This is a genomic window from Hoeflea sp. TYP-13, from assembly GCF_040932035.1.
In the GTDB taxonomy this organism is placed as follows: Bacteria; Pseudomonadota; Alphaproteobacteria; order Rhizobiales; family Rhizobiaceae; genus Hoeflea_A.
Genome location: NZ_JBFRBB010000004.1, coordinates 41,533 through 65,046, shown reverse-complemented (window position 1 = coordinate 65,046; position 23,514 = coordinate 41,533). Strand labels below are relative to the sequence as shown.

Below are 23,514 nucleotides of genomic sequence, written 5' to 3'. Positions count from 1 at the left end.
CTCCGCATTCGAATATGCAAATCAGAGCTGATACTGCCAGGGCGTCTGCAGGTAACGATAGTTGCCGTTCTCCCTGATTACGTGGCCAAGGCCGGGGAAATCCAGGTGCATACCAAGCACCGGCGTTTCGTCGGCCGCGGCACGGTCGAGCAACCCGGCACGGGTCTGCCGGGCCAATTCCTGATCCACGTCGAACGCCACAGACCAGTCCGGCTGAGCAAACTGCAGCTGCGGGAAATGCAGCAGGTCGCCCCAGATCAGCAGGCTTTCATTGCCTGACGTCAACAGAAAGCCCATATGGCCGGGCGTGTGCCCCGGCATGGATATAGCCTCGATGCCCGGCACGATCTCCTTTCCCGGCTCCGTCATGGTGATGCGCTTTTGATACGGCCTGACCATCATCCGGGCAATGTCGAAGAAACCCTTCACAGCGTCCGGTGCCTGGGCCCGCGCACCGTCATCATGCCAGAAATCCCACTCCGATTTGTTGGAGATCAGCTCGGCGTCCGGAAATAACGCCTCTCCTTCCTTCGTTGACAGGCCGCCGACATGGTCGAGGTGCAGATGCGTGGTCAGTACCGCATCGATCTGGCTGGGCCGATAGCCGGCCCCGGTAAGCCCGTCATGGAAACGGCCTGCAGTGGGGCCTAGAAAATCAGCCGTGCCGCAATCGATCACCAGCAATTTCTCGCCGGTGTTGACCACGTAGCCGTTGACTGCAATTTTCATTTCTGTGCTGGTGAAGGGGCGACGAACGGTCCGGTGGGCCGCGCGCGCCTCTGTTTCCTCATATCCGCTAATCAGCTCCGAATCTGTGTTCAGGTAACCGTCCAGAATGGCCGTCACCTCAAATTCGCCGACGGTAAAGCGATAAAGACCGGGAACTTGTGCGCCTGCCTTGGGTGCGGCCGCATGACCAACGCCCGGTATTGCCATGTTTGCCAGCGGGACGGCGATTGCAGCTCCGGCCGCAATGGCGCCGGAAGAGGTAATAAAGTTGCGACGTGTCAGTGTCATTCCATTGTCCTTGCAGTTTGGAAAAATATCTGCCGATGGGAAAAATATCGTACCCGCAGCAATGGAAATTCAGGGGAGCGGTGCTTATCTCGAATATAAGCAGGACTTATGGGGCAGGCATATGGACCTACTGAACAGTCTCGAGAGTTTCGTCTGTGCGCTTGACGAGGGTTCGCTCAGCGCCGCGGCCAGACGGCTCGGCAAAACCCAGCCGGCGATCAGCCAGATCATTGCCGCACTTGAAAAGCAAACGGGAAGCGCGTTGATCCACCGCAGCGCCCGAGGCGTCACGCCCACCCGTGCCGGCGACATCGTCTACAAACACGCCATGGTCATCCTTGAGCACAACCGGGCGATGATCGCGGACCTGGAAGCGCTCGGTTCGGATCTGGAGGGCCCGATGCGCATTTCCGTCAGCTTTGCGCTCGGCAACGCGGTTGTGAGCCCTGTTGTGTTGAGCCTTCGGGAGAGCCATCCCGAGCTTCGTATCACGGTACGCAATGAGGACAGGTTCGTCGATGTGGTGCGTGAGGGCTACGACCTTGCAATCCGCATCGGCAGCCTTGGTGACGGATCAGGCCATGCACGCAGGATCGCAACCGTGGACGTAGTCCTGGTAGCAACTCCAGACTATCTGGACAGAAAGGGAAGACCTGCGAATCACGAAACACTCAACTCGCTGGACCACATCCAGTATCGCGACGAATTGAGCCGCCCCTCCATGCCGCTCTTCTTGAACGGGCAGGCGGTCGACGCACGTGTTCGCCCGACCTTTGTCGCCGACAATCCGAATTACATGATGAGCGCCGTCGAGAGTGGTGTTGGCTTTGCTCGCCTGCCGAAATTCTTCGTCGAAAAGCAATTGAAGGACAGCACGCTCGAGCAGCTGCTGCCCCACTATGAAGTGCCGGGAAAGCCAGTTTATCTGATCAGGCCAACCAGCGGGCCGGTACCCAGGCGCTTCGAGCTATTCATTGACCGGCTCCTGTCGAAATTCGCTGAATTGCCGGGCGTGTCGTTAACGCAATCCGCAAAGCAGACACGGCTGGAATCCGCCTGAACAAACGCTGTCGTATCCACTTGCAGCAAGCAGCAAGAAAAAACCGCACCCTCTTGCAACGATGCGGTTTTCAAATCCAGCATAGGGCCAAAAGGCAGCCGGTCAGACCGAGCCGCTGATCCAGCTCGACAGGGCAGATTTCGGCGAGGCGCCGACCTTTATATCGGCCACTTCTCCGCCCTTGAACATGGCAAGGGTCGGAATGGAACGCACGCCATACTGGGCAGCGATATCCGGGTTCTCGTCGATATTGACCTTGGCAACCTTCACCTTGCCGGCCATTTCGGAAGAGATTTCTTCCAGGCTCGGGGCAATCATCTTACAGGGGCCACACCACTCCGCCCAGAAATCGACCACAACCGGTTCGGCGGCCTCGAGTACTTCCGACTGAAAATTGGATGTGTCAACCTTAACGGTGGCCATCGTTCAAGCTCCTTTGCATTCCGTTTGCCGGCAGTCGGACTGTCGGCGTCGCAAACATTTTAGTTATTGCTAATATCTTGTACCCGGTCGCCGATTTCAAGGACCGGTATGTCACTTTGTTGTCAAACGGCGCAATGATCTTTCCAAACCCGCCTATTGGCGCGATTCCTTTTCCAATGCCGCAAGCGCTTCATCCAGCATTGCGGCCGGCAACGCAATGAGCACCGGTGCTTCGGTATATAGCAGCGCCGCCTCCACGTTCCTTTCAGGGTAGAGCGGCTGTAAAAGCGCACGATAGAGCGCCAATTGTATCCGATAGGTCTGCGGGACATCCCCGGCTGCCAGAACCGGTGGACGGTTGGTCTTGTAGTCGACGATCAGCACACGATCTTCGGTCACGGCAATGCGGTCGAGACGGGCCGAAATCGCCCGCTCGCTGCCGGCGACGGCCAGCGTTCCCATGACGGACACTTCGGCCTGGCTGCCGGGCGCAAAACAGTCCGAAAATGCCGTATCACAAAGGATTTCAAGGACGGATGCAAGGATTGCGTCCCGGTCGTTTTGCGGCCAGTCTCCGATCGTGCGTTCCAGATAGCGCCGTGCCGCTGATTCCTGCTCCTCAAGTCCGACACCGGGCAGCAATTGAAGCAGGCGGTGAATGATGCGGCCACGCTCCAGCGGCCGCCCGCCGGATTGAATGTCGTCAAAAAGCGGCGACCGTTTCGAGCCCTCGCCCATCTCCGGATCGACAACCGCGCCGGCAGCGGATGGTACTAGCGGTCTCGGCAGACGTTCGGGCATCACGAGTGGCTCACTCAGCGCAATCGGTATAGCCGGCGGAGGTGTGCGTTCGGCGCTTTGCGATTGCGTGCCGAAATCCTGATCTTTATCGGAAACCGAAAAATGAAGGCCCTGCCATTCCTGGCCCGAAACCGCGTATTCCTGCTCAATACAGGCCGCATGGACACCAAGTGATTCGGAAATCATCCGGTGCCAGTGCTGATAGGCCGGAATCCGCAGACCATGATAGCCGCAAATAATCAGACGGTCGGCCGCGCGGGTCATGCCGACATACAGGAGCCGGCGGTATTCTTCTTCGGATGCGGCAAGAATGTCAGCCTTCAGCCCGTCCGTCGTCCGGTTCGCAACTTTCTTTCCGGGCACCCACAGGACTGCGGGCGGCAGCGGCCCGACGGTTTTTTCAAGCGGCAGTTCCTGCAGTTTCGGAATATGCAGGCTTTCGGCGGGTTTGCCGCCGGAATCGACCAGGAACACCACCGGTGCTTCCAGCCCTTTGGATGCGTGGACCGTCATGATGCGGACCTCGTCGCGGCCCTGTTCGAGTTCACGCTTGATTTCCGGCGAGCGGGCTTCAAGTGTCGCCAGGAAGGCCTGCAGACCGGGAAGCGCGGTGTTTTCCTGATCAAGCGCAAAACTCAGGAATTCATCGAGTATATCGCTTGCCTCGCTGCCGAGACGCGCAAGGAATTTCGCCCGGCCGCCGTCGCGGCCAAGGATGCGGGCGTAAAAGTCGAAGACCGGCATCCGGTCGGCACGCGCCAGAAGCTCGCGAAGATAGCCGTGCGCCGAAGCCCAGCGCCCTCCGGACGCTTCCGCAAGCTCTGCAAGCCTGCCGAAAACGCTGTCGCCGGCTTGCCTTTTGCCTGCGAGGTGGAAAATGTCATCTTCGGTAAAATCGAACAGCGGGCTCTTGAGCAGCGCACAAAGCGAGAGATCGTCGCCTGGAAGCAGCATTACCCGGCCGAGCGCCATCAAATCCTCAACGGCGATGTGCTCGACCAGTTTCAGCCGGTCGGCACCGGCGACGGCGATGTGCTGGCGTTTCAGTTCACGCATGAGAGCGGCAACAAATCCGTCGCGTTTTCTGACCAGAATGAGAATATCGCCCGCCGTCAGCACCCGCCGCTTTCTCTTTTCAACCAGCGTTTCTCCGTCATCGAACCACTGGCGGATCGTTGCCGCCACCCGGCGGGCAAGAACCGCCGGCGGCGCGGATTCCGGCGTTGCGTCAAATGGGGCTTTCCAGTCCTCGTGGTCGTCCGCGGCCTGTTTACCGATCATTTCCCAGATATCGACTGAACCGGGTTCGCGGGCACGATACGAGGCATGGGCTATCGCATCATCGTCCGATGAAAGTCCCTTGCGATTGCCCTCTGCCGCAAAAACCGTATCGACGGCGGAAAGCACATCCCTGGTCGAGCGGAAGGACAGATAAAGATTAAGCGGATCGAAGCGCCTTTCCGCCGCAAGTGCGCGTTTGCGCACGGTTCGACCGGTCTGCATGAAAAGCTCGGGGCGGGCGCCCTGGAAGGAGTAGATCGACTGTTTCTCGTCACCCACAGCAAACAGGGTGCGGATTTCCCTGCGTGACCCTTCGCCGGCGAAAAACTCTTCGGCAAGCCTGGTGATGACGGCCCACTGGTCGGGGCTTGTATCCTGTGCCTCGTCGACAAGGATATGATCGATCCCCTGATCGAGCTTGTAATGTACCCAGGGGCCGGCACCGTCACGCTGCAACAGGCTCGCGGTGCGGGTGACGAGATCTTCGAAATCGAGCGTTCCGCTGCGGCGTTTCAGCGCTTCGTAATCATGATCAAGCCGCCGTGCGAGCGTCAGGGCAGCTTCCGTACCACGCAACATACGCAATGTGCGCAGGCGATCGACCAGCGCACGGATGTACAAAGCCGCATTTTCGAGCTTTTCGCCAATTTCCGGAAAAGCCTCCGCAACCCTGACGGAAGCCGCCTTGCCAAAGTTGCGGGGTTGGCCGTCCTTTTTCAAAAACACATCCACAAGTCGGTCGAACCGTCTTTGCGGATCGGCTTCCGCGCCGGCGGCAATGATCTTCTCAGAGGTCGTTTTGGGCGTTGCGGCGGACTGGGCAAGCGCCGCGGCCCGATAAGCTGCAAGATCGGCTTCGGGGAGCGGGGGCAGGGGCCATGCCTGACTGAAAACATCGCCCTCGCTCTCTTCCGGGGAAAGCCGCAGCGCCTTGCGCAGCACCGGATCGACGCCGCCATGGCGTTCGGCAGCAGCAAGGAAGCGCCGAACTGGCTGGCGCTTTCGTACCAATTCGGCAAAAAGCTCATCCGTGCCCCATTCGCCGGCCGCCTCCAATACAATGTCGAAGGCGGCACCAAGGTCACTATCCGAACCGTTTGCCACAGCCGAAAGCAGAGCCTGCCGCGCCTCGGCCAACATGCGCGCGGCAGTGGCGTCGTCCATCACCTCAAAATGACCTGCGACATTGGCCTCCAGCGGAAACTGATGCAGCACGGCCTCGCAAAAGGCGTGGATTGTCTGGATTTTCAACCCGCCCGGGGTTTCCAGCGCGCGGGCAAAGAGCTGACGGGCGAAGGCGAGCCGGGCTGCATCGGGCCGGCTTCCCTCAAGTTCGGCTATTTTTTCAGCCAGCGACGTATCGTCCAGCACTGTCCACTCGGCCAGCCGGTCGAATACGCGGTTGGCCATTTCCGACGCGGCGGCCTTGGTATAGGTCAGACACAATATGGCCGATGGCCGGCAACCGGCCAGAAGCAGCCGTATGACCCGCTGGGAAAGGACGTGCGTCTTGCCCGAGCCCGCATTGGCCGAAACCCAGGCAGAGCGCGCCGGATCGGAAGCCAGGCCCTGCTGTCGCGTCGTCCAGTCGAGGTCGCGCTCGATGAATTCGCCGGCATTGGGCGGGACAGCCTTCGCCATCATGCCTCGCCCCCATCCGCCTCACCGGCATCCGCCGAGGACCATTCACGCACCCGGGCAAGATGATCGTAATCGTGACCGTAATGGGTGGCGCTTTCGGGAATGACCTGCGACGCGAAGCCGACTTTTCCTTCTGAAAGCGCGGCAACGAGGTCGTTCAGCCGCTTCACGGATTCCTCGGCCAGATCGACAGCCGTTTTATCCTCGTCGTAACCTCGAACACCGCCCTCGATTCTGTCGACCTTCAGCTCCGTCTCCGGCTTCAGGCGCACATAGGCAAGGCTTGCCGGTTCCAGCGCCCCGACATCCGCAAATGCTCCGGCGCGAAGGGCAGCGGCTTCCAGCGGCAATTGCGGATCGAGCAGGGTCCAGGCCTGCTTGCGGCTTGGCGAAGACCCTGTCTTGTAATCGTAAATCTCGGCCTGCCCGCTTGAATCGATGTCAATGCGGTCGGCAATGCCGGAAAGTGTGATACCGCTTCCGGACAGATCCATTTTCGCGCGGCACTCGGTAAAACGCGCCGTTATGCCCGAACGACCGCGCTCCCAATCGATAAATGCCTCGGCAACCCGGTCGAAATGCATCCGCCATATGAGGGCAACATGATCGGGAAGATTTTCGCGGACGAATTCCCTTGTTGCAATATCACGCAACCGGTCGAGGGCATCGGTTGCTGCCGGATCGGGATTTTCGGCAATGAAACATTCCAGGATCCGGTGATAGAGCGTGCCCCTTTCGGCCGGTCCCGGGTCGCTGATCAACGCCTCCGGCGGGTCGAGATGGAGCACGCGCCTGGCATAGACCGAATAGGGGTCCCTTCGCAGAGTTCTGATTTCGCTGAAGGAATAGCGTTTCGGCTGCAGATCTGCGGGTGGTTTCGGCGCTGGCCGGTTCGCTAGCGGCATGTCGTCGCGTTCATCGAGCATGGCAGCCCAGTGGAGATATCTGTTGCCACGTTCGCGCAGGTGTTCGGTTTGCGCACTGCCGATGACCGCGGATAGACGCTGAAGCCAGCGGGAGGCGACCGTCGGGGCGTTGGCGGCACGCGCTGCCCGGCTCAATATAACGTGCTCTGCACCGAGACCCATCTGAAAATCATGGGCGGCAAGGCCAATACGGCGCTCCGGCGGGTCAAGGCCGATACCGGCTTTCATGGCGCGCGACAAAAACGGATCGCTGGCAACACTGCCCGGCCAGGTTCCTTCATTGAGCCCTGCAAGGATCAGCGTGTCGACATGCTGCAGTCGTGCCTCAAGGGCACCCCAGATGAAGATATGCGGGTGGCCACCGGCGCGGGGCTTGACCAGCTCGCCGGCGATGAGTGCCGGAACCATTTCGATCCAATCGGAGGCATTGCAGGAAAAGCCTGACCGGTCCTCGATAACCGAGGCAAAGAGCGCTGCCAGTTTTTCACCCGCCTCATCGCCCCAGAGCGCCGCCAGGCTGCCTTCCTCGTCGCGGGCCAGCGCCTCTAGCAGGTGAGCCGTTTGACGCGCCCAGTCCGAAACCGACCCGCTTTGCGCGCAGATCAAAGGGCCGAACGCGGTTTCCACGCGCCCGGCAAAATCACGTGCCAGGGCAATGTCGGCATCCGAAAGCCGCTTTTGCCAATGCGGTGCATGTCTTTCGTTTTCCCGGCGCTCCGCAAGCCGACGATCAAACAGGTCTGTCAGGGCGTCAGGCTGCACGTCTCCGGCACCGCCGCGCAGCGCTATGCGCTCAACAAGCCGCGCTGCTTTCCTGGCCGCGCCAGCTTCAAGCCCCAAGCGCATCAGGGGATGTTTCATCAGGCCGACAAGTGCAACCGTCCGTTCCGGTCCGAAGGCACTTTGCAGCAGCAGATGCAGCAATGTACCCTGTGGGCTCAAAGCCAAAAAAGCGCCGCCGGAATCACTGGCGTCGATACCAAAGCGATGCAGTTCACCGGCTACGCGCCGGGCAAGATTGCGGTCGGGCGTTACCAGCGCGACATGCCGCGGTCCCGGATGTTCGCTGCCGCGGTCGGCGGCAAGGCGCATTGCAATTGCAATCGCCAGCGCCTCCTCGCGCTCATTGGCGGCCTCGATGATTTCAACAGTATCGAATGCACACTCGATGTCTGCGGCGTTTTTCCGGTCGGAAGCCCAGGCAGCAGTCGCTTCCGCAGGCATCAGGGCACTGGACACAAGCGCATTGCGCTGATTTGCCGGCTCTTCAATCTGTCCGAGCGGGACAACATCCGTTCGCGATGCTCCGAGGTTTTGCAGCAGAACATGCAAACCGTATTGCGGATGGGCGCAGATGGCCGGATCGGCCAATTCTTCGTGCGATTTGCCGCCAACCATTGCCCAGACTTCCCCGGTCAGCGCCAGATCGAGCCCCGGCAAAACCACCGCGCCCTGGTCCAGCCCCGCAACGGCCTTCATAAGCTCGGCTGTCGCGGGAATAGAACCGGTGGAACCTGCCACAATGACAGGACCGGCTGGAGGGTTTTGCCCAAGACGTGCCGCTTCCGACAACAAAATGGCGTTGCGGTGGGCCGCCGGATCGGCACAGCCAAGCTCGGCAAGCCTGGCCGGCCAGAAGGATGACGCGATCTTTAAAAATTCCAGCGTCAACTGCCACCAGATGGCATAATCCGCACCAACCAGACCGTCGAGCGCCGACCAGGGCCGGTTTTCAGTTTCCATGGCTTCCAGAAGTTCGGAAAGACTGCGGGCAAGCCACACGGCATCGGCCGGATTTGCGGGCGCGATCAGCCGGTTATCGCCATGAAATTCCGATACGCTCTTTGGCAGGTTCTGCTTCCACAGCATGATGAGCTGCGCCAGTTCCAGCAGTCTTTCGGTATTGCCCACCGGCGGTGCGAGATCGAGCAGCGCCGGCTGGTCTTCTTCCAGAAAGCCGGCATCGTCGTCATTTTCCCCGAGCGTTCGGATCATCGGCAGTATCGCGGCCTTGCGGTCCATCAGATCGACAAATTCAGACCGCAGTGCCCGGGCCGCACGCCGGGTTGGAACATAAATGGTTGCCTTTGAAAGGCCGAGCGGATCATCCGCCCGATGTGTGAAACCGTTAACCAGTTCGCCATTGCAAAGCGAGCGGGCCAGCTGGTGCAGAAACGGCACGCCGGGCGCAATGGTAAACAGCCGCGGCGATGTCATGGAGACAAATCCGGCTGTTTTTCCGTCTCGAAATTGCGCATCGCTGTTTCCGCCTGCCCGATCGCCTCCGGCGTTCCGACCGTCAGCCACAGGCCGCGCATGGGCGATCCGAACAACCGTCCCTTTGCAATCGCCTCGTCGAAACAGCGATTGAGCGAGAAGGATTCAGCGGGCGCATCGGCAAAGATCGCCGGGCTGAGGATGGCGGCACCCGCATAGATGACAGGGTTTTTCGATACGCCGTCATAACGTCTCAACCGTCCCCCGCCGCCCTCGAGGAAATCACCTTTGCCGCCATACCCTATGGTCTGGTCCGGTGTCGCGGTCATCAGCAGGATATCCATATCCGCCGGATTCCAGATGGAAGACAAGGCTGCAAGATTGGTTGTGTGGCTGTCATGCGGCTCCAGCCAGAATGTGTCGGCATTCAGGATGAAGAAGGCATCGGACCCCAGAAGCGGCAGTGCCTTGACGATGCCGCCACCGGAATCGAGCAACTTTTCCGTCTCATCCGATATTGCCGCCCTCATGCCCGGTCTTTTTTCCAGGTGATCGACAAGCTGGTCTGCAAGATGGTGGACATTGACGACGATCCTGCCAATGCCCTCTTTTTCGAGGCTGTCCAGCGCGTAGTCGATCATCGGCCGGCCGCCGACCTGGACCAGCGGTTTGGGAACCGTGTTCGTGATCGGGCGCATCCGCATGCCGAGGCCGGCTGCCAGGATCATGGCTTTTTCAGGCATTTCGCTCGTCGACTTCCCTATGATTCGCTCAGCGCAATTCCAGCCTTTGTGTAGCAATCATGCAAGGGCCGGAGAACCGGATGGGCGAGCGCGTGGTTTAAATAGGCCTCTATACGTGGCAGATGACGCACATATCCGGGTTTTCCGTCGCGCTGCTTGAGACGCACAAAGAGCCCGAGTATCTTTGTCGCACGCTGCGCCTGCATGATTGCGAGCGCTTCGCGGAAGGCAGGCAAGTCAAAGCTTGGGTCGTCCTTGCGGGCCCTTTCGTAGCGCCATACCAGACGATTACGCAGCGCCGGATCGACCGTCACACGGGCATCCTGGACTATTGATGCGACGTCATAGGCTGCCGGTCCGATCATCGCATCCTGAAAATCGATCAGCCCAACCCGTGAAATGCCCCGTTTGCCGGCCTGCCAGAGCAGGTTCGGCGAATGAAAATCACGCAGAACGAGGCTGTTTTCAGCTGTGGCAAGGCAGTCGATCAGTCCATTCCAGACTTCGTGAAACCGGTCCTTGAGGTCCTGTTGCGGTTCCTTGCCATGCTTGTGGGGGAGAAACCAGCTCAACAGAAGCTCAACCTCGATCATCATGGCATCGCGATCGAAGGGCGGAATTTCATGCGCCGGTCCGTCCGGCAGGGCAATGTTTGAAGGAATTTTTGTCCGGTGCAGGGCAACGAGGCAATCGATTGCCGCTTCCCAGCGGTCGACGATGGGCTTGCCCTGCTTGTCAAGTATACCATTGCCGCCGAGATCCTCGAGGAGCAGGAACCCGGCATCAAGATCCTGGGCAAAGATTTCCGGCGTATGGAAGCCGGCCTGCTGTAAAAAACCGCCAACAGCGACAAACGGACGGACGTCTTCGGCCACATGAGCGATCTGCGCATAACGTTTGCCGTCCTTCAGAACGGGTCCGATCAGCCTTTTCGGCGCATTCATCAACACGCGGTCAATGCCGTCCTTTCGCCGGATCTTCTCATAGACGCGCGTAGAGGCATCGCCCTGATAGTGCTGCCGGTCCGCGTCGCCGCAGCCGGATCGGTCTAGAAAGCTGCGAACCTGCAAGGAGCGCCCGATCCGCTCCATTGCCGCCTGCGGGCCGCTGACTTGGGCCCGCCTGCCTTCATCTTCTTCTTCCAGAACGACGGCAATGGCATCGTCCGGCAGGAAGTCCCGTGCTTTTTCCGGCCATTCGATCAGAACCGCACCCTCCTCCAGCGCCTCGTCGAGGCCAAGCTCGATCAGCTCGTCAGGATCGCCAATGCGGTAGAGGTCGAAATGGGCGATGCGTATGCGCAAATCGTAACTCTGCACCAGCGTAAAAGTGGGGCTTGGAACGTCGAGATCCGTAATTTCGGCAATGCACCGGATCAGCGCCCTTGCCAGGGTCGACTTTCCGGCGCCGAGGTCACCGTAAAGCGCCAGGCAGTCCCCGGCCTGCAGCGCAAGCGCCAGATCCTGTCCGAGGCGGTCAGTGGCTCTTTCGTCGCTCAAATAAATGTCGGTCGGCTGGCGGGCCAAATCAGATCTCGCTTAGAGCTTGTCTTGGTCAAATTGAAACATTTGACCGAAGCGATTTTGATCACTGACAAGGCGGGTTGCGCGCCGTGGTGTCACCCCACCACAAGCGCAATCCAACGCGGTCAGAGGGCAAAATCGCCCGGCCCGGTTACCACAGCATGTCAATAGCATAGTGCTATAGAGGGTGGCGGACAATTGGCCCATCAGCGTCGTTGTGCCGCTTGCCCGATGCACCACATCGCGCTGCGCAACACGCCTAGCCGAGTGGGCCAACTTTCCGCCATCAAATGCTTCAATTTGACCAAGGCAAGCTCTATTCGGCCGCCTGTGAAGGAAGCGGCGGGGTATCGGGCAGACGACAAACAACGTTGGTGCCGCTGCCTTCGTCGCTGCTGACGGTTACCGTACCGTTATGCAGGCTGACGAAACTGTCAACAATGGACAGGCCAAGTCCGGCGCCGCTGCGCCGGCCTGTGCCGTTATGCGCTTCAAACCGGTTGAATATCGTTTTGAGGACATCGCCCGGGATGCCCGGGCCGCTGTCGCTGACGGAAAATACGATTTCGCCGCCCTCACGACGGCAGGAAAGGCGCACCGCACTTCCCTCGGGCGCATAGTTGGCGGCATTGCTGAGGAGCTTGAATAGAATCTGCTTCAGGCGCTGCGCATCGGCGGTAATCGCGCCGGCCTTGTCGTCAATATCAACCTCGAGGGTGATATTGTTTTCCTTCAGCCGCGCATCGATCAGGCCGATCACCTCGTCGATCAGATCGTGCAGATCGAGGCGGTTCATATCGAGCTGCATGATACCGGCATCGACGGTCGCAAGATCCAGAATATCGTTGACGATGGTCAAAAGCAGGGCCGAGGATGTCGAGATGTGATCGACATATTCGGACTGCTGTTCGTTCAACTCGCCGATCTGCGGCGTTTTCAGAAGATCCGTAAAGCCGATGATATTGGTCAGCGGCGAGCGCAGCTCGTAGGACACATGCTGAACGAAATCGTTCTTGAGCGCGTCGGCCTTGCGCAGCGCCTCGTTCTTGTCCGTCAGCGCCTTTTCGACCTTGGCGCTGTCGGTCACGTTGACGAAGGTGAGCATGATCTGCGCATCGGGGAGCGGAACGATGGCATAGTCCAGTACCAGACCACTGTGCAGTTCCAGGCGGCCTTCATGCGTGCGCCGTTCCTCGTCATATCCGGTAATGACCGAGGAAAAATGCGCCCAGCCATCCGGCTCGTCATAGGACGGCTGACAGATTTCCGCGATTTCATTGATATGCGCGCCGGCCTCGGCAGCCTTTTCCGGTATCGCCCACAGAGCCCTGAAAGCAGGGTTTGACAGGCGCAGTTTGCCGTCTGCACCGAACACGCACACGCCTTCGGCAAGGTAGTCGATGGTTTCGCCCTGAACCTTGACCAGCGTGTTGTAACGCGTTTCCAGATCGTATTTTTCGGTCAGGTTTTCAAAAACCCATGTCACGCCGCCACGCGGGTGCACATTGGCAAAGACATTGAGTGTTTGCCCGTCCGGCAGATGCCACAGATCCGGATGCGGGTCGACCGACTGGTAGACCGACAGGATTGCTTCCTTCCAGTCTCTCCAGGCGCCGGGCTCCGGCAGGCGGCCTTCCGCCCGCAACCTTTCCAGAAATTCGCCGTTCGTCGGCTTTGATTCAAGAAACGGCGTGTCGAGTTCCCACAGGCTCTGAAACGACTGATTGTAGAATTGCAGCCGTTGATCGCCGTCAAATATCGCAACGGGCGTTGCCAGATGATCAAGCGTTTCGGAGTGGCTGGCGACGGTACGCTTGAGCTCCTCACGGATGGCTTCGGCTTCTGTCACGTCCTGCGCAAGGCCGGCGGAGCCCGAGGCGCAGCTTGAATCCGTTACTTCAAAGAAGGATCTGTTACCGCGCACCACCGTCGATACCCGGTCAACAAAGGGCCGTTCCGGCAGCCGTTCGGCTTTTATACGCTCGCGCGCCTGGGTTCCAAGCAGCTCGACGTCACGTTCAACAACGTCTGAGGTGTCCTTTGCTTCAACCGCATAGACATAGGCCTGGTTGACCCAGTTCAGCTTGCCGTTCGTATCACGAAGCCAGGCCGGCATGTCGATCGAGTCGAGCAGCGATTGCAATGTTTCGATTGTTCCGACCAGGCGGTCGCGGTCTGCCTTCAGACCGGCAAGTTCCGCGCGTGCATTGGCAAGCGCTGCAAATCGAACAAAGGCCCGGCCGCCGGACGTGCGTCCCTGCGCTTCAAGCAAGTGGCCGCGCTGGGTCTCGATCTCGATGTCAAAGCTGTTGGCATGGGCTCTGAGCGAATCGATTGCGTGTTCGATGCGCGCGGCGCTTGCCGGTTCGAGCCATCGTCCAAAGGCGAGCATCTCCGAATTGGAGCGTGGGGCACCGGTGTGCAAGGGCAGGCTGCCGAGGAACTGCGCTGCCGACTGCCCGTCCCAGATGACATAGCTCCGGTCCTTTTCGACAATCAGCGACTGGTAGCGTGCAATTTCCGTATTGGCGTCACTGAGAGCGGAGCGTAGTTCGGTATTGTCGAGCGATATCTTGCCGCGTTCCCTAATGAGCCAGATCGCCGAGATCATGGCGGCCGAAACGGCACCTATCACCAGGGCGAAATTCATAACCTCGAACGAATTTGCGAACAGGCCGCCGCCCGATCCCACTGCATTACCGGCCACCGTCTGCGCCCATGCGGCGCTCGAAAGGGAGGTTGTCGCAATCAGGCTCAGCCCAGACAGCCCGAAGCCAATCCGACGCCTCCAACTATTTGCGCTTTCCTCGCACGCCGTTGAACTGGCGCCCGCCGATAGAGACAGATCAGTCTCCGGCATGTCTTGTTCCTTTTTGCCGCATCTTCGCCAAGACAGCCTTGCTTCCGCACCCGCCAATTGCTGGCAAGCACACGAATCATTGTGTCTTTATAATAACTTGTTACCGAATCATGGTGAAGATGTGAGGGCAAAAAAGAAATCGCGCCCAAAGTCAAGGGCGCGACTACTATATATTGTGGGTAGCTTTCAGAAAATCAGTATCTGTAGTGTTCTGGTTTGAACGGCCCTTGAGTCGTTACACCGATATAATCGGCCTGTTCATCAGAAAGTTTACTCAGATTGGCGCCGAGTTTGTCCAGATGCAGCTTGGCGACTTTCTCGTCGAGCTGCTTGGGCAGAACATAAACTTCGTTGCCGTAATTCTCACCCTTGCCGTAGAGCTCTATCTGGGCGAGCACCTGGTTGGTGAAGGATGCCGACATCACGAATGACGGATGGCCGGTGGCATTGCCGAGATTGAGCAGGCGGCCCTCGGAAAGCAGCAGCATGCGCTTGCCGTCGGGAAACTCAATCATGTCGACCTGCGGCTTGACGTTGTTCCATTTGTAGTTGCGCAACGCCTGGACCTGAATCTCGTTGTCGAAATGGCCGATATTGCCGACGATGGCCATGTCCTTCATTTCGCGCATGTGCTCGATGCGGATCACGTCCTTATTGCCTGTCGTGGTGATGAAGATATCGCTGGTTGCCACGACATCTTCGAGCTGCACGACCTCAAATCCGTCCATTGCCGCCTGCAAAGCGCAGATGGGATCGATCTCGGTGACCTGAACCCGCGCGCCGGCGCCGCGCAGGGAAGCGGCCGAACCCTTGCCGACATCGCCGTAACCGCACACAGTGGCGACCTTGCCGGCCATCATCACGTCGGTGGCGCGGCGGATGCCGTCGACCAGCGATTCACGGCAGCCATATTTGTTGTCGAATTTCGATTTGGTGACCGAATCGTTGACATTGATCGCAGGGAAGGGAAGCAGGCCCTTTTGCTGCAATTGATAAAGGCGGTTGACGCCGGTCGTGGTCTCTTCGGTCACGCCCTTGATGGCGTCGCGCTGCCTTGTGAAGAAACCGGGCGAAGCATCGAGGCGCTTGTGGATCTGGGCAAACAGCACCTCTTCTTCTTCCGAGCCCGGATTGCTGAGGACGTCCTCACCAGCCTCGGCGCGGGCGCCAAGCAGGATATACATGGTGGCGTCGCCGCCATCATCGAGGATCATGTTGCACGGCTCGCCATCTGCCCACTGGAAGATCTTGTCGGTGTAGGACCAGTATTCCTCAAGCGTTTCGCCCTTGACGGCAAAGACCGGCGTGCCCGTCTGCGCGATTGCGGCTGCGGCATGGTCCTGTGTCGAGAAGATGTTGCAGGACGCCCAGCGCACATCGGCGCCAAGCGCCTTGAGGGTTTCGATCAGCACTGCGGTCTGGATGGTCATGTGGAGCGAACCGGCAATGCGCGCGCCCTTGAGCGGTTTGCTGGCGCCGAATTCCTCGCGGCAGGCCATCAGGCCCGGCATTTCGGTCTCGGCTATTTCTATTTCCGTGCGGCCGAAATCGGCGAGGGCGATATCAGCGACAATATAATCTTCACCTGTGCTCATCTCATACTCCGAATGCGGCATAAGGCCGGTTGCCCGCGTCCGCCTGTGATTGGGGTGGATCGTTCCTTTTACAGCCGCCTTTAGCAGGCCGCACTCAAAAGGGCAACAAGATATAAAGAAGTCTTTATGTGTTTATCCGATGCGAGCGCCATATATATGTGCCGCCAAAGCCGCCCAAATCAGCTTTCCTCGCCAAAACGGTTGGCGATCAGCCCGTCCAGCGCATCGAGGGCTTTTTCCGCATCGGGGCCTGATGCCGAAACGCTGATGCAGCATCCGGGGCTTGCCGCAAGCATCATGAGACCCATGATAGACGTGCCGCCGACGCTCATCCCATCCTTGGTGACGCTGATTTCGGCATCGAAGCTCTCGGCAAGCTGAACGAATTTTGCAGAGGCCCGGGCGTGGAGCCCGCGCTTGTTGATAATGTCGAATTTGCGGACCAAAGCGCCTGCCGCCGTTTCATCCATGCTCTACTTACCACTCAGGACACGGCTTGCGACATTGATGTATTTGCGGCCGGCTTCCTGTGCCTCGGCAAGGGCCTTTTCCATGTCGTTCTCGGTGCGCACACTGGCGAGCTTTATCAGCATGGGGAGATTGACGCCGGCGACGACTTCGGTGCGTCCGCCATCCATCACTGAGATGGAAAGGTTGGAAGGCGTGCCGCCGAACATGTCGGTCAATATGATGACGCCCTCTCCGTCATCGGCCTTGGACACCGCCTCTATGATGTCCATGCGGCGCTGGTCCATATCGTCTTCGGGACCGATCGAAACCGTTTCCAGCAATTTTTGCGGACCTACAACGTGCTCAAGCGCGTTCCGGAACTCTTCCGCGAGCTTGCCATGGGTGACAAGCACTAATCCTATCATGTGCAACTGCTCCTGCGGTCCGGCGGTGCCGGATATATCTGCCCGATCAGAACCTGCATCATACTGCACCCGGTTAAGCGCAATTACCAGTAAGAATGCCGCCGGTCCCAACATGCCGGTGATTAACGCATAATTGTGCAAAGCGCGCTTTTCAACTGATTTTAGGGGTTTTCACAGCAGCAATCTGTTTTGGGTAAATGCGTCAAGCAGCGCGACCGGATTCTTCAGCCGGCCCGGCCCTATGTGAAGCAGCGGCAAAGACGGGCCCGCAGCTATCTCCAGACGCTCGCCGGGATCGGGCAGGCGTTCCCCGTCCGGTCCGTCGTCAACCGCCAGCGCAACATGCATGACCGCCCGGCGCAATCCGGGTACCGCGACGATGCCCGATCCCCTGATTTCGATCAGGCCGGCTATTGCCTCAGGCGCCACGGCAATGATCCTTTGACCGGCAACCTTCAAGAAAACCTGATCGTCGGCAACGAGCGCTGCAAAGCGCCCGGCCGCTGTTGCGGTCTGGATGAATTCCAGCGCCAGCCGGCTTTTGCCGCTTCCCGATGCACCGGTAATCAAAATACCGGTTTCGCCTACAACAATGGCGGTTGCATGCATGTTCGGAAGATCTTTTTTGTCAGACTTGCCCATATTTCAGAACCGTGGCCAGCGCCGCATATGATATCGCGTGATCACGACCGCTTCTTAAGCGGCAGACGGACGATGAACCGCGCCCCCCGCCGTTCGCCGGTTTCTTCATCAACGATATTTTCCGCCGTCAATGTGCCGCCATGGGCTTCTATGATCTGCCTGCTGATTGAAAGGCCTAGCCCGGAATTTTGCCCGAACGCCTCTCCCTCGGGCCGGTCGGTATAAAAGCGGCTGAATATGTTGTCGATGTTCTCGGCGCTGATGCCGGGGCCGTTGTCTTCCACAAGAATCAGGCAATTGTTGCGGTTGCTGGTCAGCCGAATGGTGATCTGGCCGTTTTCCCGCGGAACGAAAGAGCGGGCGTTTTCGATCAGGTTGGTGATAACCTGGCCAATGCGCAAATCGTGGCCGATGACGACAAATCTGTTTTTCGCTGCCGTTTCCCGATCCACCTTGAAATCAATCCTGACAGATTTGGCACCCTTGCGAATCTGATCGGAAATGCTGACGAGATCGGCAAGAAGATGCTTCAGGTCCACAGGCGCGGCATCCTGGCGAGCCAGTTCGGCGTCCAGCCGCGAAGCATCGGATATATCACTGATCAGCCTGTCCAGCCGTCGCACATCGTGCTGGATCACGTCCAGAAGGCGGGTGCGGGCGTCTTCGTTTCTGGCAAGCGGCAGCGTTTCGACGGCGCTGCGCAGGGACGTCAGCGGGTTTTTCAGCTCATGGCTGACATCCGCGGCGAAACTTTCAATGGCATCGATGCGGTCATAAAGCGCATTGGTCATATCCCGCAGGGCCATCGACAGATTGCCGATTTCGTCCTGGCGGGCTGAGAAATCCGGGATCTCCTCGCGGATACGCACACCGCGGCGCACCCGCTGGGCGGCGTCGGCAAGGCGGTGCAGCGGATTGGCGATGGTGCCGGCAAGAAGCAGCGACAACAATATGGTCACGGCGGCGGCAACCACAAAGACCCGCACGATGGCCAGCCGCTCGGCGCGAACGATCTTGTCGATGTCGCCGGCCTGGGTCGACAGCAGCAGGACACCCAGAACGGCACGGAAGCGTTGCACCGGTACGGCAACGGATACAATGAGCTCACCCTTGTTGGTGGCCCGCACAACGGCGCTGCGTCCGCCGGTGAGCGCCGTCAGCACCTCTTCGTAAAGCGTGCCGTCGCCGCCGGGCTGCTCCTGATAGACCGGCAGATCGGCCCTTTGGATGAGCTGATTGAGCGTTGCCATAAGCTGCTCGGTGAAAGGCAGAATCTCCTCATCGATCGGCGGCAGATCATAGCGCAGTATCTGCCCGGCCGAATAAAGGTGTTGGGAATCAAGAAGCAGGCTCGCATCGCGATCATAGATGCGGGCTCGTGTCCTTGTTGGCGAAATCAGCCGTCGCAACACCGGCGCGACGCGCTCCGGATTGATCGGAAACTCGAGATCGTCAATATCGCCGCCCGGGGAAATGCTCTCGCCCGCCTGCAGCTCAAGCAGCTTTTCCGGATCAATGGTGATGGAATCGGTTTCGACGCTGGCTGAGCCGGCAATCGCCGCCGCAATGATCTCGCCTTGCGTCAGAAGGCTTTCGACACGAGCATCGATCAGCCCTTCGCGAAACTGGTTGAGATAAAGGATGCCGGACAACAGGACCAGAAGCGCGGCCAGATTGAGAAACAGAATCCGGCGGGTCAGACTGGAAAATATGATGCGGCTGAGCGCGCGCCGGATCAGTGCAAACGGATATGACCAGGATCGGGAATCGGCCGCCGATCGCTCGGCATCCATCTCGTCGACCGTACGCTGTTTTCGTGCCCGGTTGTGATCAAAGCCTGCAGTCATCCCTGGGCCGGAGTCATCAGTCTTCCCGGAACCGGTAACCGACCCCGTAGAGCGTCTCGATCATATCAAATTCGTTATCCACCATCTTGAATTTCTTGCGCAACCGTTTGATGTGGCTGTCGATCGTCCGATCGTCCACATAGACCTGCTCATCATAGGCCGCGTCCATCAGCGAGTCGCGGCTCTTTACCACACCGGGACGCTGGGCGAGAGAGTGGAGGATCAAAAATTCCGTCACGGTCAGGGTAACCGGCTGCCCCTTCCAGGTGCAGGTGTGCCGCTCCTGGTCCATGACCAGCTGTCCGCGCTCGAGGCTGGCACTCTCAATCGTGCCGGGCTTTGCCGGAGTGGTGGCGTCCCGGCCGGCGGAACGGCGCAGGATGGCCTTGACCCGCTCGACAAGCAGGCGTTGCGAAAACGGCTTGGTAATAAAGTCGTCCGCGCCCATCTTGAGACCGAACAGCTCATCGATCTCCTCATCCTTGGATGTCAGGAAAATCACCGGTATATCGAGCTTTTGACGCAGCCGCCTCAAAAGTTCCATACCGTCCATGCGCGGCATCTTGATGTCCAGGATCGCCAGTTGCGGCGGGCGCGCCACCAGACCCTCAAGCGCAGAGGCGCCATCGGTGTAGGTCTCAACCCGATATCCTTCCGATTCCAGTGCAATGGAAACCGAGGTCAGGATATTGCGGTCGTCGTCGACGAGCGCGATTGTCTGCATGAATGTACTCTCCGTCACTTGCTGCGCGGTCACACCGTCATTGCCGGCCCATCCGCCCCTCGTTATTTCGATCGGCGTGTCATGAGGCCAAAGGTGGAACAAAATGTGGCACAGATCGTTGCGATTGTCATTTCAATGGCGTCGGCTTTTTGCACAAGCGCCTTTCGAAACAATCCGTCAATTAAAATTTGAAACGATTTAAAAAATTCGTGAAATTTTTAAATCGATTAATATCTTGATATCATTAATCTTTTTGAAGATCTCCTGTTGCAGAATTTAAATTTCGCCCTTATGGTCCGGCGAATTTTAATCGGGTCCCCTCAGACAAAAGGTGGTTCAGGCCATGCAGCCAACAGGACATGAAACCGGAAAACGCAATGTTTCCAATGGCGTCGATACAGTCGGACTTAGTGACCTGCTGCATGTCTATTATAATTTGAATGAAGCCGAGCTCTACGAGCAGTCATTGTGCCGGGGCGAGGCCGTGATGACGGCGCAGGGTGCGCTGCGAGCCCTGACCGGACAACACACCGGCCGTTCGGCACAGGACAAGTTCGTCGTCTGCGACGAGACGACCCGCCCGCAAATCTGGTGGGACAACAACAAGGCTCTGTCTCCTGAGCATTTCAATACGCTGTTTTCCGACTTCCAGGATTATGCCAAGGGCAAGGAACTGTTCGTGCAGGATCTGATCGGCGGCGCAGACGAAGCCCATTCACTGCCGTCTCGCATTGTCACCGAATACGCCTGGCATTCATTGTTCATCCGCAACCTTTTGATCCGTCCCGGCAGCGAGGCGCTTGCCGATTTCGTGCCTGAGCTGACAATTATTGACCTCCCGGGTTTCAAGGCCGACCCGGAGCGCCATGGCTGCATCAGCGAAACGGTCATCGCGGTCGATCTTGAGCGCCGTATCGTGCTGATCGCCGGTACGTCCTATGCCGGCGAGATGAAGAAGTCGGTCTTCACGGCACTCAACTATCTGCTGCCCCAAAAGGGCGTCATGCCGATGCATTGTTCCGCCAATCAGGGACCGGATGGCGACACGGCCATCTTCTTCGGCCTTTCAGGCACCGGCAAGACGACACTGTCGGCGGATCCCGCGCGTACGCTCATCGGTGACGACGAACACGGATGGAGCGATGATGGCGTGTTCAATTTCGAGGGTGGCTGCTACGCCAAGACGATCCGCCTTTCACAAGAAGCCGAACCGGAAATCTACGCAACCACGCAGCGCTTCGGCACGGTGCTGGAAAATGTCGTGCTCAATGATGCGCGACAGCCGGATTTCGACGACGGTTCGCTGACGGAAAACACGCGTTGCGCCTATCCGCTGCACTTCATTCCGAATGCCAGCGCCACCGGAAAGGCGGGCCAGCCGAAAAACATCATCATGCTGACCGCCGATGCGTTCGGCGTCTTGCCGCCGATTGCCAAGATGACGCCGGCGCAGGCCATGTATCATTTCCTGTCCGGATACACGGCTAAGGTGGCCGGAACCGAAAAGGGCGTCACCGAGCCGCAGGCGACCTTTTCAACCTGCTTTGGCGCACCATTCATGCCGCGGCATCCTTCGGAATACGGCAATCTCCTGCGCGATCTGATCGCCCGCCACGATGTTGACTGCTGGCTGGTCAACACCGGCTGGACGGGCGGCGCCTACGGCACCGGAAGCCGCATGCCGATCAAGGCAACCCGCGCGCTTCTCGGCGCCGCACTTGACGGATCGCTTTCCGATGCCGAATTCCGCACAGATCCGAATTTCGGCATTGCCGTTCCGGTTGCCGTGGACGGCGTCGACAGCGCCATTTTGGATCCGCGCTCGACCTGGGCGGACAGGGACGCCTATGACGCGCAGGCAAGACGCCTCGTAGATATGTTTGTCGACAATTTCGCCAAGTTCGAAGACCATGTCGGCACCGATGTGCTTGGCGCGGCACCGGGCATGGCGGAAGCTGCCGAATAGGCGGCCAATCTCAGCAGCAGCGAGCCCGCGGACTTGTCCGCGGGTTTTTTGTTTCCCAAGGCTGTTTGACGGTCAGTCGGCTCTCAGGCTCTTTTCACCACTTGTAACACGGAAACCGTAGGCGCTATTGTCGGCACCGAATGCGGCCATGAATTCCAGCCCGGGCAGACGGGTGAGATGTTCGGCTGACAGCTGGCTGGCGCGTGTGCGTACCGGCAACGCTGAAATACGGTAAACAAACGGTAAAACCTGTCCGAGATCAGCCATGGCCAGCGATCCTCTTTACATCACAAACTCCATCACGATTGCCGGCTGGGAGCTGGTCGAACAGTTCATTCGCGCTTCCGGGCCCGGCGGGCAGAACGTCAACAAGGTGGCGACATCCGTGCAATTGCGTTTTGATGCGCGTTCCTCGCCGTCCCTTCCCGAGCGGGTCAAATCGAACCTTGCATCGCTCGCCGGCCGGCGCATGACCAAGGATGGCGTCATCGTCATTGAAGCCGACCGGTTCCGCACCCAGGAGCGCAACCGGGAAGACGCCCGTGACCGCCTGAAAGCGCTTGTTGTAAGGGCCGCGGCGCCGCCGCCGCCCAAGCGGCGAAAGACGAAGCCGACAAAAGGCTCCATCGAACGCCGCCTCAAGGCAAAGGCCAGCCGGTCGGGCATCAAGAAGCTGCGCGGCTCGGTCAATCCGGAATAGGGGACACCTGCCATGGCCGGATTGCCGGAAGGGATTTGCTATTTTCCCGACTATTTTGACAGGAAAGCACAAGAGCAGCTCGTTGACGATATCCGAAACATTGTCCGCGAGGCGCCCTTTTACGTTCCTGAGATGCCGCGAACCGGAAAACCGATGCAGGTCCGGATGAGCAATTGCGGCGCGCTTGGCTGGGTAACCGACAAGCAGGGCGGATACCGCTACCAGCCCTGCCACCCCAAAACCGGAAATCCCTGGCCGCCCATTCCAGCCGTATTGCTACGGCTTTGGGATGCCGTTGCAGGCTTCGACGCGCCGCCGGAGGCCTGCCTGATCAACTATTACAGCGACAAGGCCAGAATGGGCCTTCACCAGGACCGCGACGAAAACGAGTTTTCCGCTCCGGTCGTGTCGGTTTCGCTTGGCGATGACTGCCTTTTCAGGATCGGCGGCACGAGCCGCGGCGGACCAACGCAATCCGTCAGGCTGCGCAGCGGCGACGTCATCACCTTCGGCGGCCCATCGCGCCTGCTTTTTCACGGCGTTGACCGAATTTACCCGTCTACGTCAACGCTGCTGAAGGACGGCGGACGGATCAATCTGACATTGAGGCGGGTGACTACGAAAAGCGGCTAAAAATAGCCCTCGGATCATCCGCCAATCAATGATTGAGTGT

18 protein-coding genes are annotated in these 23,514 nt (G+C 59.0%); 4 read left to right on the top strand and 14 right to left on the bottom strand.

Features of this window, described 5'->3' with window-relative positions:
* Nucleotides 1-21 precede the first annotated feature (21 nt).
* Entirely contained in the window at nucleotides 22-1,017 is a 996-nt protein-coding gene (locus tag ABVT35_RS20540; RefSeq protein ID WP_368468953.1) for an MBL fold metallo-hydrolase, read from the bottom strand.
* Nucleotides 1,018-1,138: 121 nt separating this feature from the next.
* Between ABVT35_RS20540 and ABVT35_RS20535 the strand changes: the two genes are divergently transcribed.
* Nucleotides 1,139-2,077 (top strand): LysR substrate-binding domain-containing protein, encoded by a 939-nt coding sequence (locus tag ABVT35_RS20535; RefSeq protein WP_368468951.1) that lies wholly within the window; start codon nucleotides 1,139-1,141, stop codon nucleotides 2,075-2,077.
* A gap of 102 nt (nucleotides 2,078-2,179) precedes the next feature.
* On the opposite strand, the gene trxA is transcribed toward ABVT35_RS20535, so the two are convergent.
* From trxA to ABVT35_RS20475, 12 genes are all read right to left on the bottom strand, one after another.
* Nucleotides 2,180-2,500 carry a thioredoxin gene (trxA, locus tag ABVT35_RS20530; protein WP_368468950.1) on the bottom strand — a complete coding sequence of 107 codons (321 nt, stop codon included), beginning with the start codon at nucleotides 2,498-2,500 and terminating at the stop codon, nucleotides 2,180-2,182.
* Nucleotides 2,501-2,653: 153 nt separating this feature from the next.
* Nucleotides 2,654-6,226, bottom strand: a complete 3,573-nt coding sequence (addA, locus tag ABVT35_RS20525) for a double-strand break repair helicase AddA (protein ID WP_368468948.1) — start codon at nucleotides 6,224-6,226, stop codon at nucleotides 2,654-2,656.
* The gene (gene addB, locus ABVT35_RS20520; RefSeq protein ID WP_368468946.1) at nucleotides 6,223-9,366 is read right to left on the bottom strand and encodes a double-strand break repair protein AddB; all 3,144 of its coding nucleotides are present in this window, start codon (nucleotides 9,364-9,366) and stop codon (nucleotides 6,223-6,225) included. The genes addA and addB overlap by 4 nt, the downstream gene beginning before the upstream one ends.
* Complete coding sequence (locus ABVT35_RS20515; protein ID WP_368468945.1) at nucleotides 9,363-10,109, bottom strand: nucleotidyltransferase family protein; 747 nt, start codon at nucleotides 10,107-10,109, stop codon at nucleotides 9,363-9,365. The genes addB and ABVT35_RS20515 overlap by 4 nt, the downstream gene beginning before the upstream one ends.
* A 17-nt stretch (nucleotides 10,110-10,126) precedes the next feature.
* Nucleotides 10,127-11,608, bottom strand: a complete 1,482-nt coding sequence (tsaE, locus tag ABVT35_RS20510) for a tRNA (adenosine(37)-N6)-threonylcarbamoyltransferase complex ATPase subunit type 1 TsaE (RefSeq protein WP_368468943.1) — start codon at nucleotides 11,606-11,608, stop codon at nucleotides 10,127-10,129.
* 340 nt (nucleotides 11,609-11,948) lie between these two features.
* Nucleotides 11,949-14,492 carry an ATP-binding protein gene (locus ABVT35_RS20505; RefSeq protein ID WP_368468942.1) on the bottom strand — a complete coding sequence of 848 codons (2,544 nt, stop codon included), beginning with the start codon at nucleotides 14,490-14,492 and terminating at the stop codon, nucleotides 11,949-11,951.
* A 194-nt stretch (nucleotides 14,493-14,686) separates the two neighbouring features.
* On the bottom strand, nucleotides 14,687-16,087 hold the full coding sequence (gene ahcY, locus ABVT35_RS20500) for an adenosylhomocysteinase (RefSeq protein WP_368468941.1): 1,401 nt from the start codon (nucleotides 16,085-16,087) through the stop codon (nucleotides 14,687-14,689).
* A gap of 179 nt (nucleotides 16,088-16,266) precedes the next feature.
* On the bottom strand, nucleotides 16,267-16,557 hold the full coding sequence (locus ABVT35_RS20495; protein WP_368468940.1) for an HPr family phosphocarrier protein: 291 nt from the start codon (nucleotides 16,555-16,557) through the stop codon (nucleotides 16,267-16,269).
* 3 nt (nucleotides 16,558-16,560) lie between these two features.
* Nucleotides 16,561-16,962 carry a PTS sugar transporter subunit IIA gene (locus ABVT35_RS20490; RefSeq protein ID WP_368468939.1) on the bottom strand — a complete coding sequence of 134 codons (402 nt, stop codon included), beginning with the start codon at nucleotides 16,960-16,962 and terminating at the stop codon, nucleotides 16,561-16,563.
* A gap of 171 nt (nucleotides 16,963-17,133) precedes the next feature.
* On the bottom strand, nucleotides 17,134-17,604 hold the full coding sequence (locus ABVT35_RS20485; protein WP_368468938.1) for an HPr kinase/phosphorylase: 471 nt from the start codon (nucleotides 17,602-17,604) through the stop codon (nucleotides 17,134-17,136).
* Between the two features lie 41 nt (nucleotides 17,605-17,645).
* A complete protein-coding gene (locus ABVT35_RS20480) occupies nucleotides 17,646-19,397 on the bottom strand; it encodes a stimulus-sensing domain-containing protein (RefSeq protein WP_368469684.1) in 1,752 nt (583 codons plus the stop codon).
* A 70-nt stretch (nucleotides 19,398-19,467) separates the two neighbouring features.
* On the bottom strand, nucleotides 19,468-20,175 hold the full coding sequence (locus tag ABVT35_RS20475; protein ID WP_368468936.1) for a response regulator transcription factor: 708 nt from the start codon (nucleotides 20,173-20,175) through the stop codon (nucleotides 19,468-19,470).
* 343 nt (nucleotides 20,176-20,518) lie between these two features.
* Here ABVT35_RS20475 and ABVT35_RS20470 point away from each other — a divergent pair, with 343 nt between their 5' ends.
* Nucleotides 20,519-22,141 carry a phosphoenolpyruvate carboxykinase gene (locus ABVT35_RS20470; protein ID WP_368468935.1) on the top strand — a complete coding sequence of 541 codons (1,623 nt, stop codon included), beginning with the start codon at nucleotides 20,519-20,521 and terminating at the stop codon, nucleotides 22,139-22,141.
* Nucleotides 22,142-22,213: 72 nt separating this feature from the next.
* Here the strand turns inward: ABVT35_RS20470 and ABVT35_RS20465 are convergent, their stop codons facing one another.
* On the bottom strand, nucleotides 22,214-22,408 hold the full coding sequence (locus ABVT35_RS20465; RefSeq protein WP_368468934.1) for a hypothetical protein: 195 nt from the start codon (nucleotides 22,406-22,408) through the stop codon (nucleotides 22,214-22,216).
* Here ABVT35_RS20465 and arfB point away from each other — a divergent pair.
* Together arfB and ABVT35_RS20455 are read left to right on the top strand one after the other, a co-directional pair.
* Nucleotides 22,407-22,841, top strand: a complete 435-nt coding sequence (gene arfB / locus ABVT35_RS20460; RefSeq protein ID WP_368468933.1) for an alternative ribosome rescue aminoacyl-tRNA hydrolase ArfB — start codon at nucleotides 22,407-22,409, stop codon at nucleotides 22,839-22,841. The genes ABVT35_RS20465 and arfB overlap by 2 nt on opposite strands.
* 12 nt (nucleotides 22,842-22,853) lie before the next feature.
* A complete protein-coding gene (locus ABVT35_RS20455; RefSeq protein WP_368468931.1) occupies nucleotides 22,854-23,474 on the top strand; it encodes an alpha-ketoglutarate-dependent dioxygenase AlkB in 621 nt (206 codons plus the stop codon).
* The last annotated feature ends 40 nt before the right edge of the window (nucleotides 23,475-23,514 follow it).

Coding starts and splice junctions, on each gene's coding strand:
- trxA (WP_368468950.1), bottom strand. CDS start 2,500: ATGGCCACCGTTAAGGTTGACACATCCAATTTTCAGTCGGAAGTACTC.
- ahcY (WP_368468941.1), bottom strand. CDS start 16,087: ATGAGCACAGGTGAAGATTATATTGTCGCTGATATCGCCCTCGCCGAT.
- addB (WP_368468946.1), bottom strand. CDS start 9,366: ATGACATCGCCGCGGCTGTTTACCATTGCGCCCGGCGTGCCGTTTCTG.
- ABVT35_RS20470 (WP_368468935.1), top strand. CDS start 20,519: ATGCAGCCAACAGGACATGAAACCGGAAAACGCAATGTTTCCAATGGC.
- arfB (WP_368468933.1), top strand. CDS start 22,407: ATGGCCAGCGATCCTCTTTACATCACAAACTCCATCACGATTGCCGGC.
- addA (WP_368468948.1), bottom strand. CDS start 6,226: ATGATGGCGAAGGCTGTCCCGCCCAATGCCGGCGAATTCATCGAGCGC.
- ABVT35_RS20495 (WP_368468940.1), bottom strand. CDS start 16,557: ATGGATGAAACGGCGGCAGGCGCTTTGGTCCGCAAATTCGACATTATC.
- ABVT35_RS20540 (WP_368468953.1), bottom strand. CDS start 1,017: ATGACACTGACACGTCGCAACTTTATTACCTCTTCCGGCGCCATTGCG.
- ABVT35_RS20535 (WP_368468951.1), top strand. CDS start 1,139: ATGGACCTACTGAACAGTCTCGAGAGTTTCGTCTGTGCGCTTGACGAG.
- ABVT35_RS20490 (WP_368468939.1), bottom strand. CDS start 16,962: ATGATAGGATTAGTGCTTGTCACCCATGGCAAGCTCGCGGAAGAGTTC.
- ABVT35_RS20485 (WP_368468938.1), bottom strand. CDS start 17,604: ATGGGCAAGTCTGACAAAAAAGATCTTCCGAACATGCATGCAACCGCC.
- ABVT35_RS20480 (WP_368469684.1), bottom strand. CDS start 19,397: ATGGATGCCGAGCGATCGGCGGCCGATTCCCGATCCTGGTCATATCCG.
- ABVT35_RS20515 (WP_368468945.1), bottom strand. CDS start 10,109: ATGCCTGAAAAAGCCATGATCCTGGCAGCCGGCCTCGGCATGCGGATG.
- ABVT35_RS20475 (WP_368468936.1), bottom strand. CDS start 20,175: ATGCAGACAATCGCGCTCGTCGACGACGACCGCAATATCCTGACCTCG.
- ABVT35_RS20505 (WP_368468942.1), bottom strand. CDS start 14,492: ATGCCGGAGACTGATCTGTCTCTATCGGCGGGCGCCAGTTCAACGGCG.
- ABVT35_RS20455 (WP_368468931.1), top strand. CDS start 22,854: ATGGCCGGATTGCCGGAAGGGATTTGCTATTTTCCCGACTATTTTGAC.
- ABVT35_RS20465 (WP_368468934.1), bottom strand. CDS start 22,408: ATGGCTGATCTCGGACAGGTTTTACCGTTTGTTTACCGTATTTCAGCG.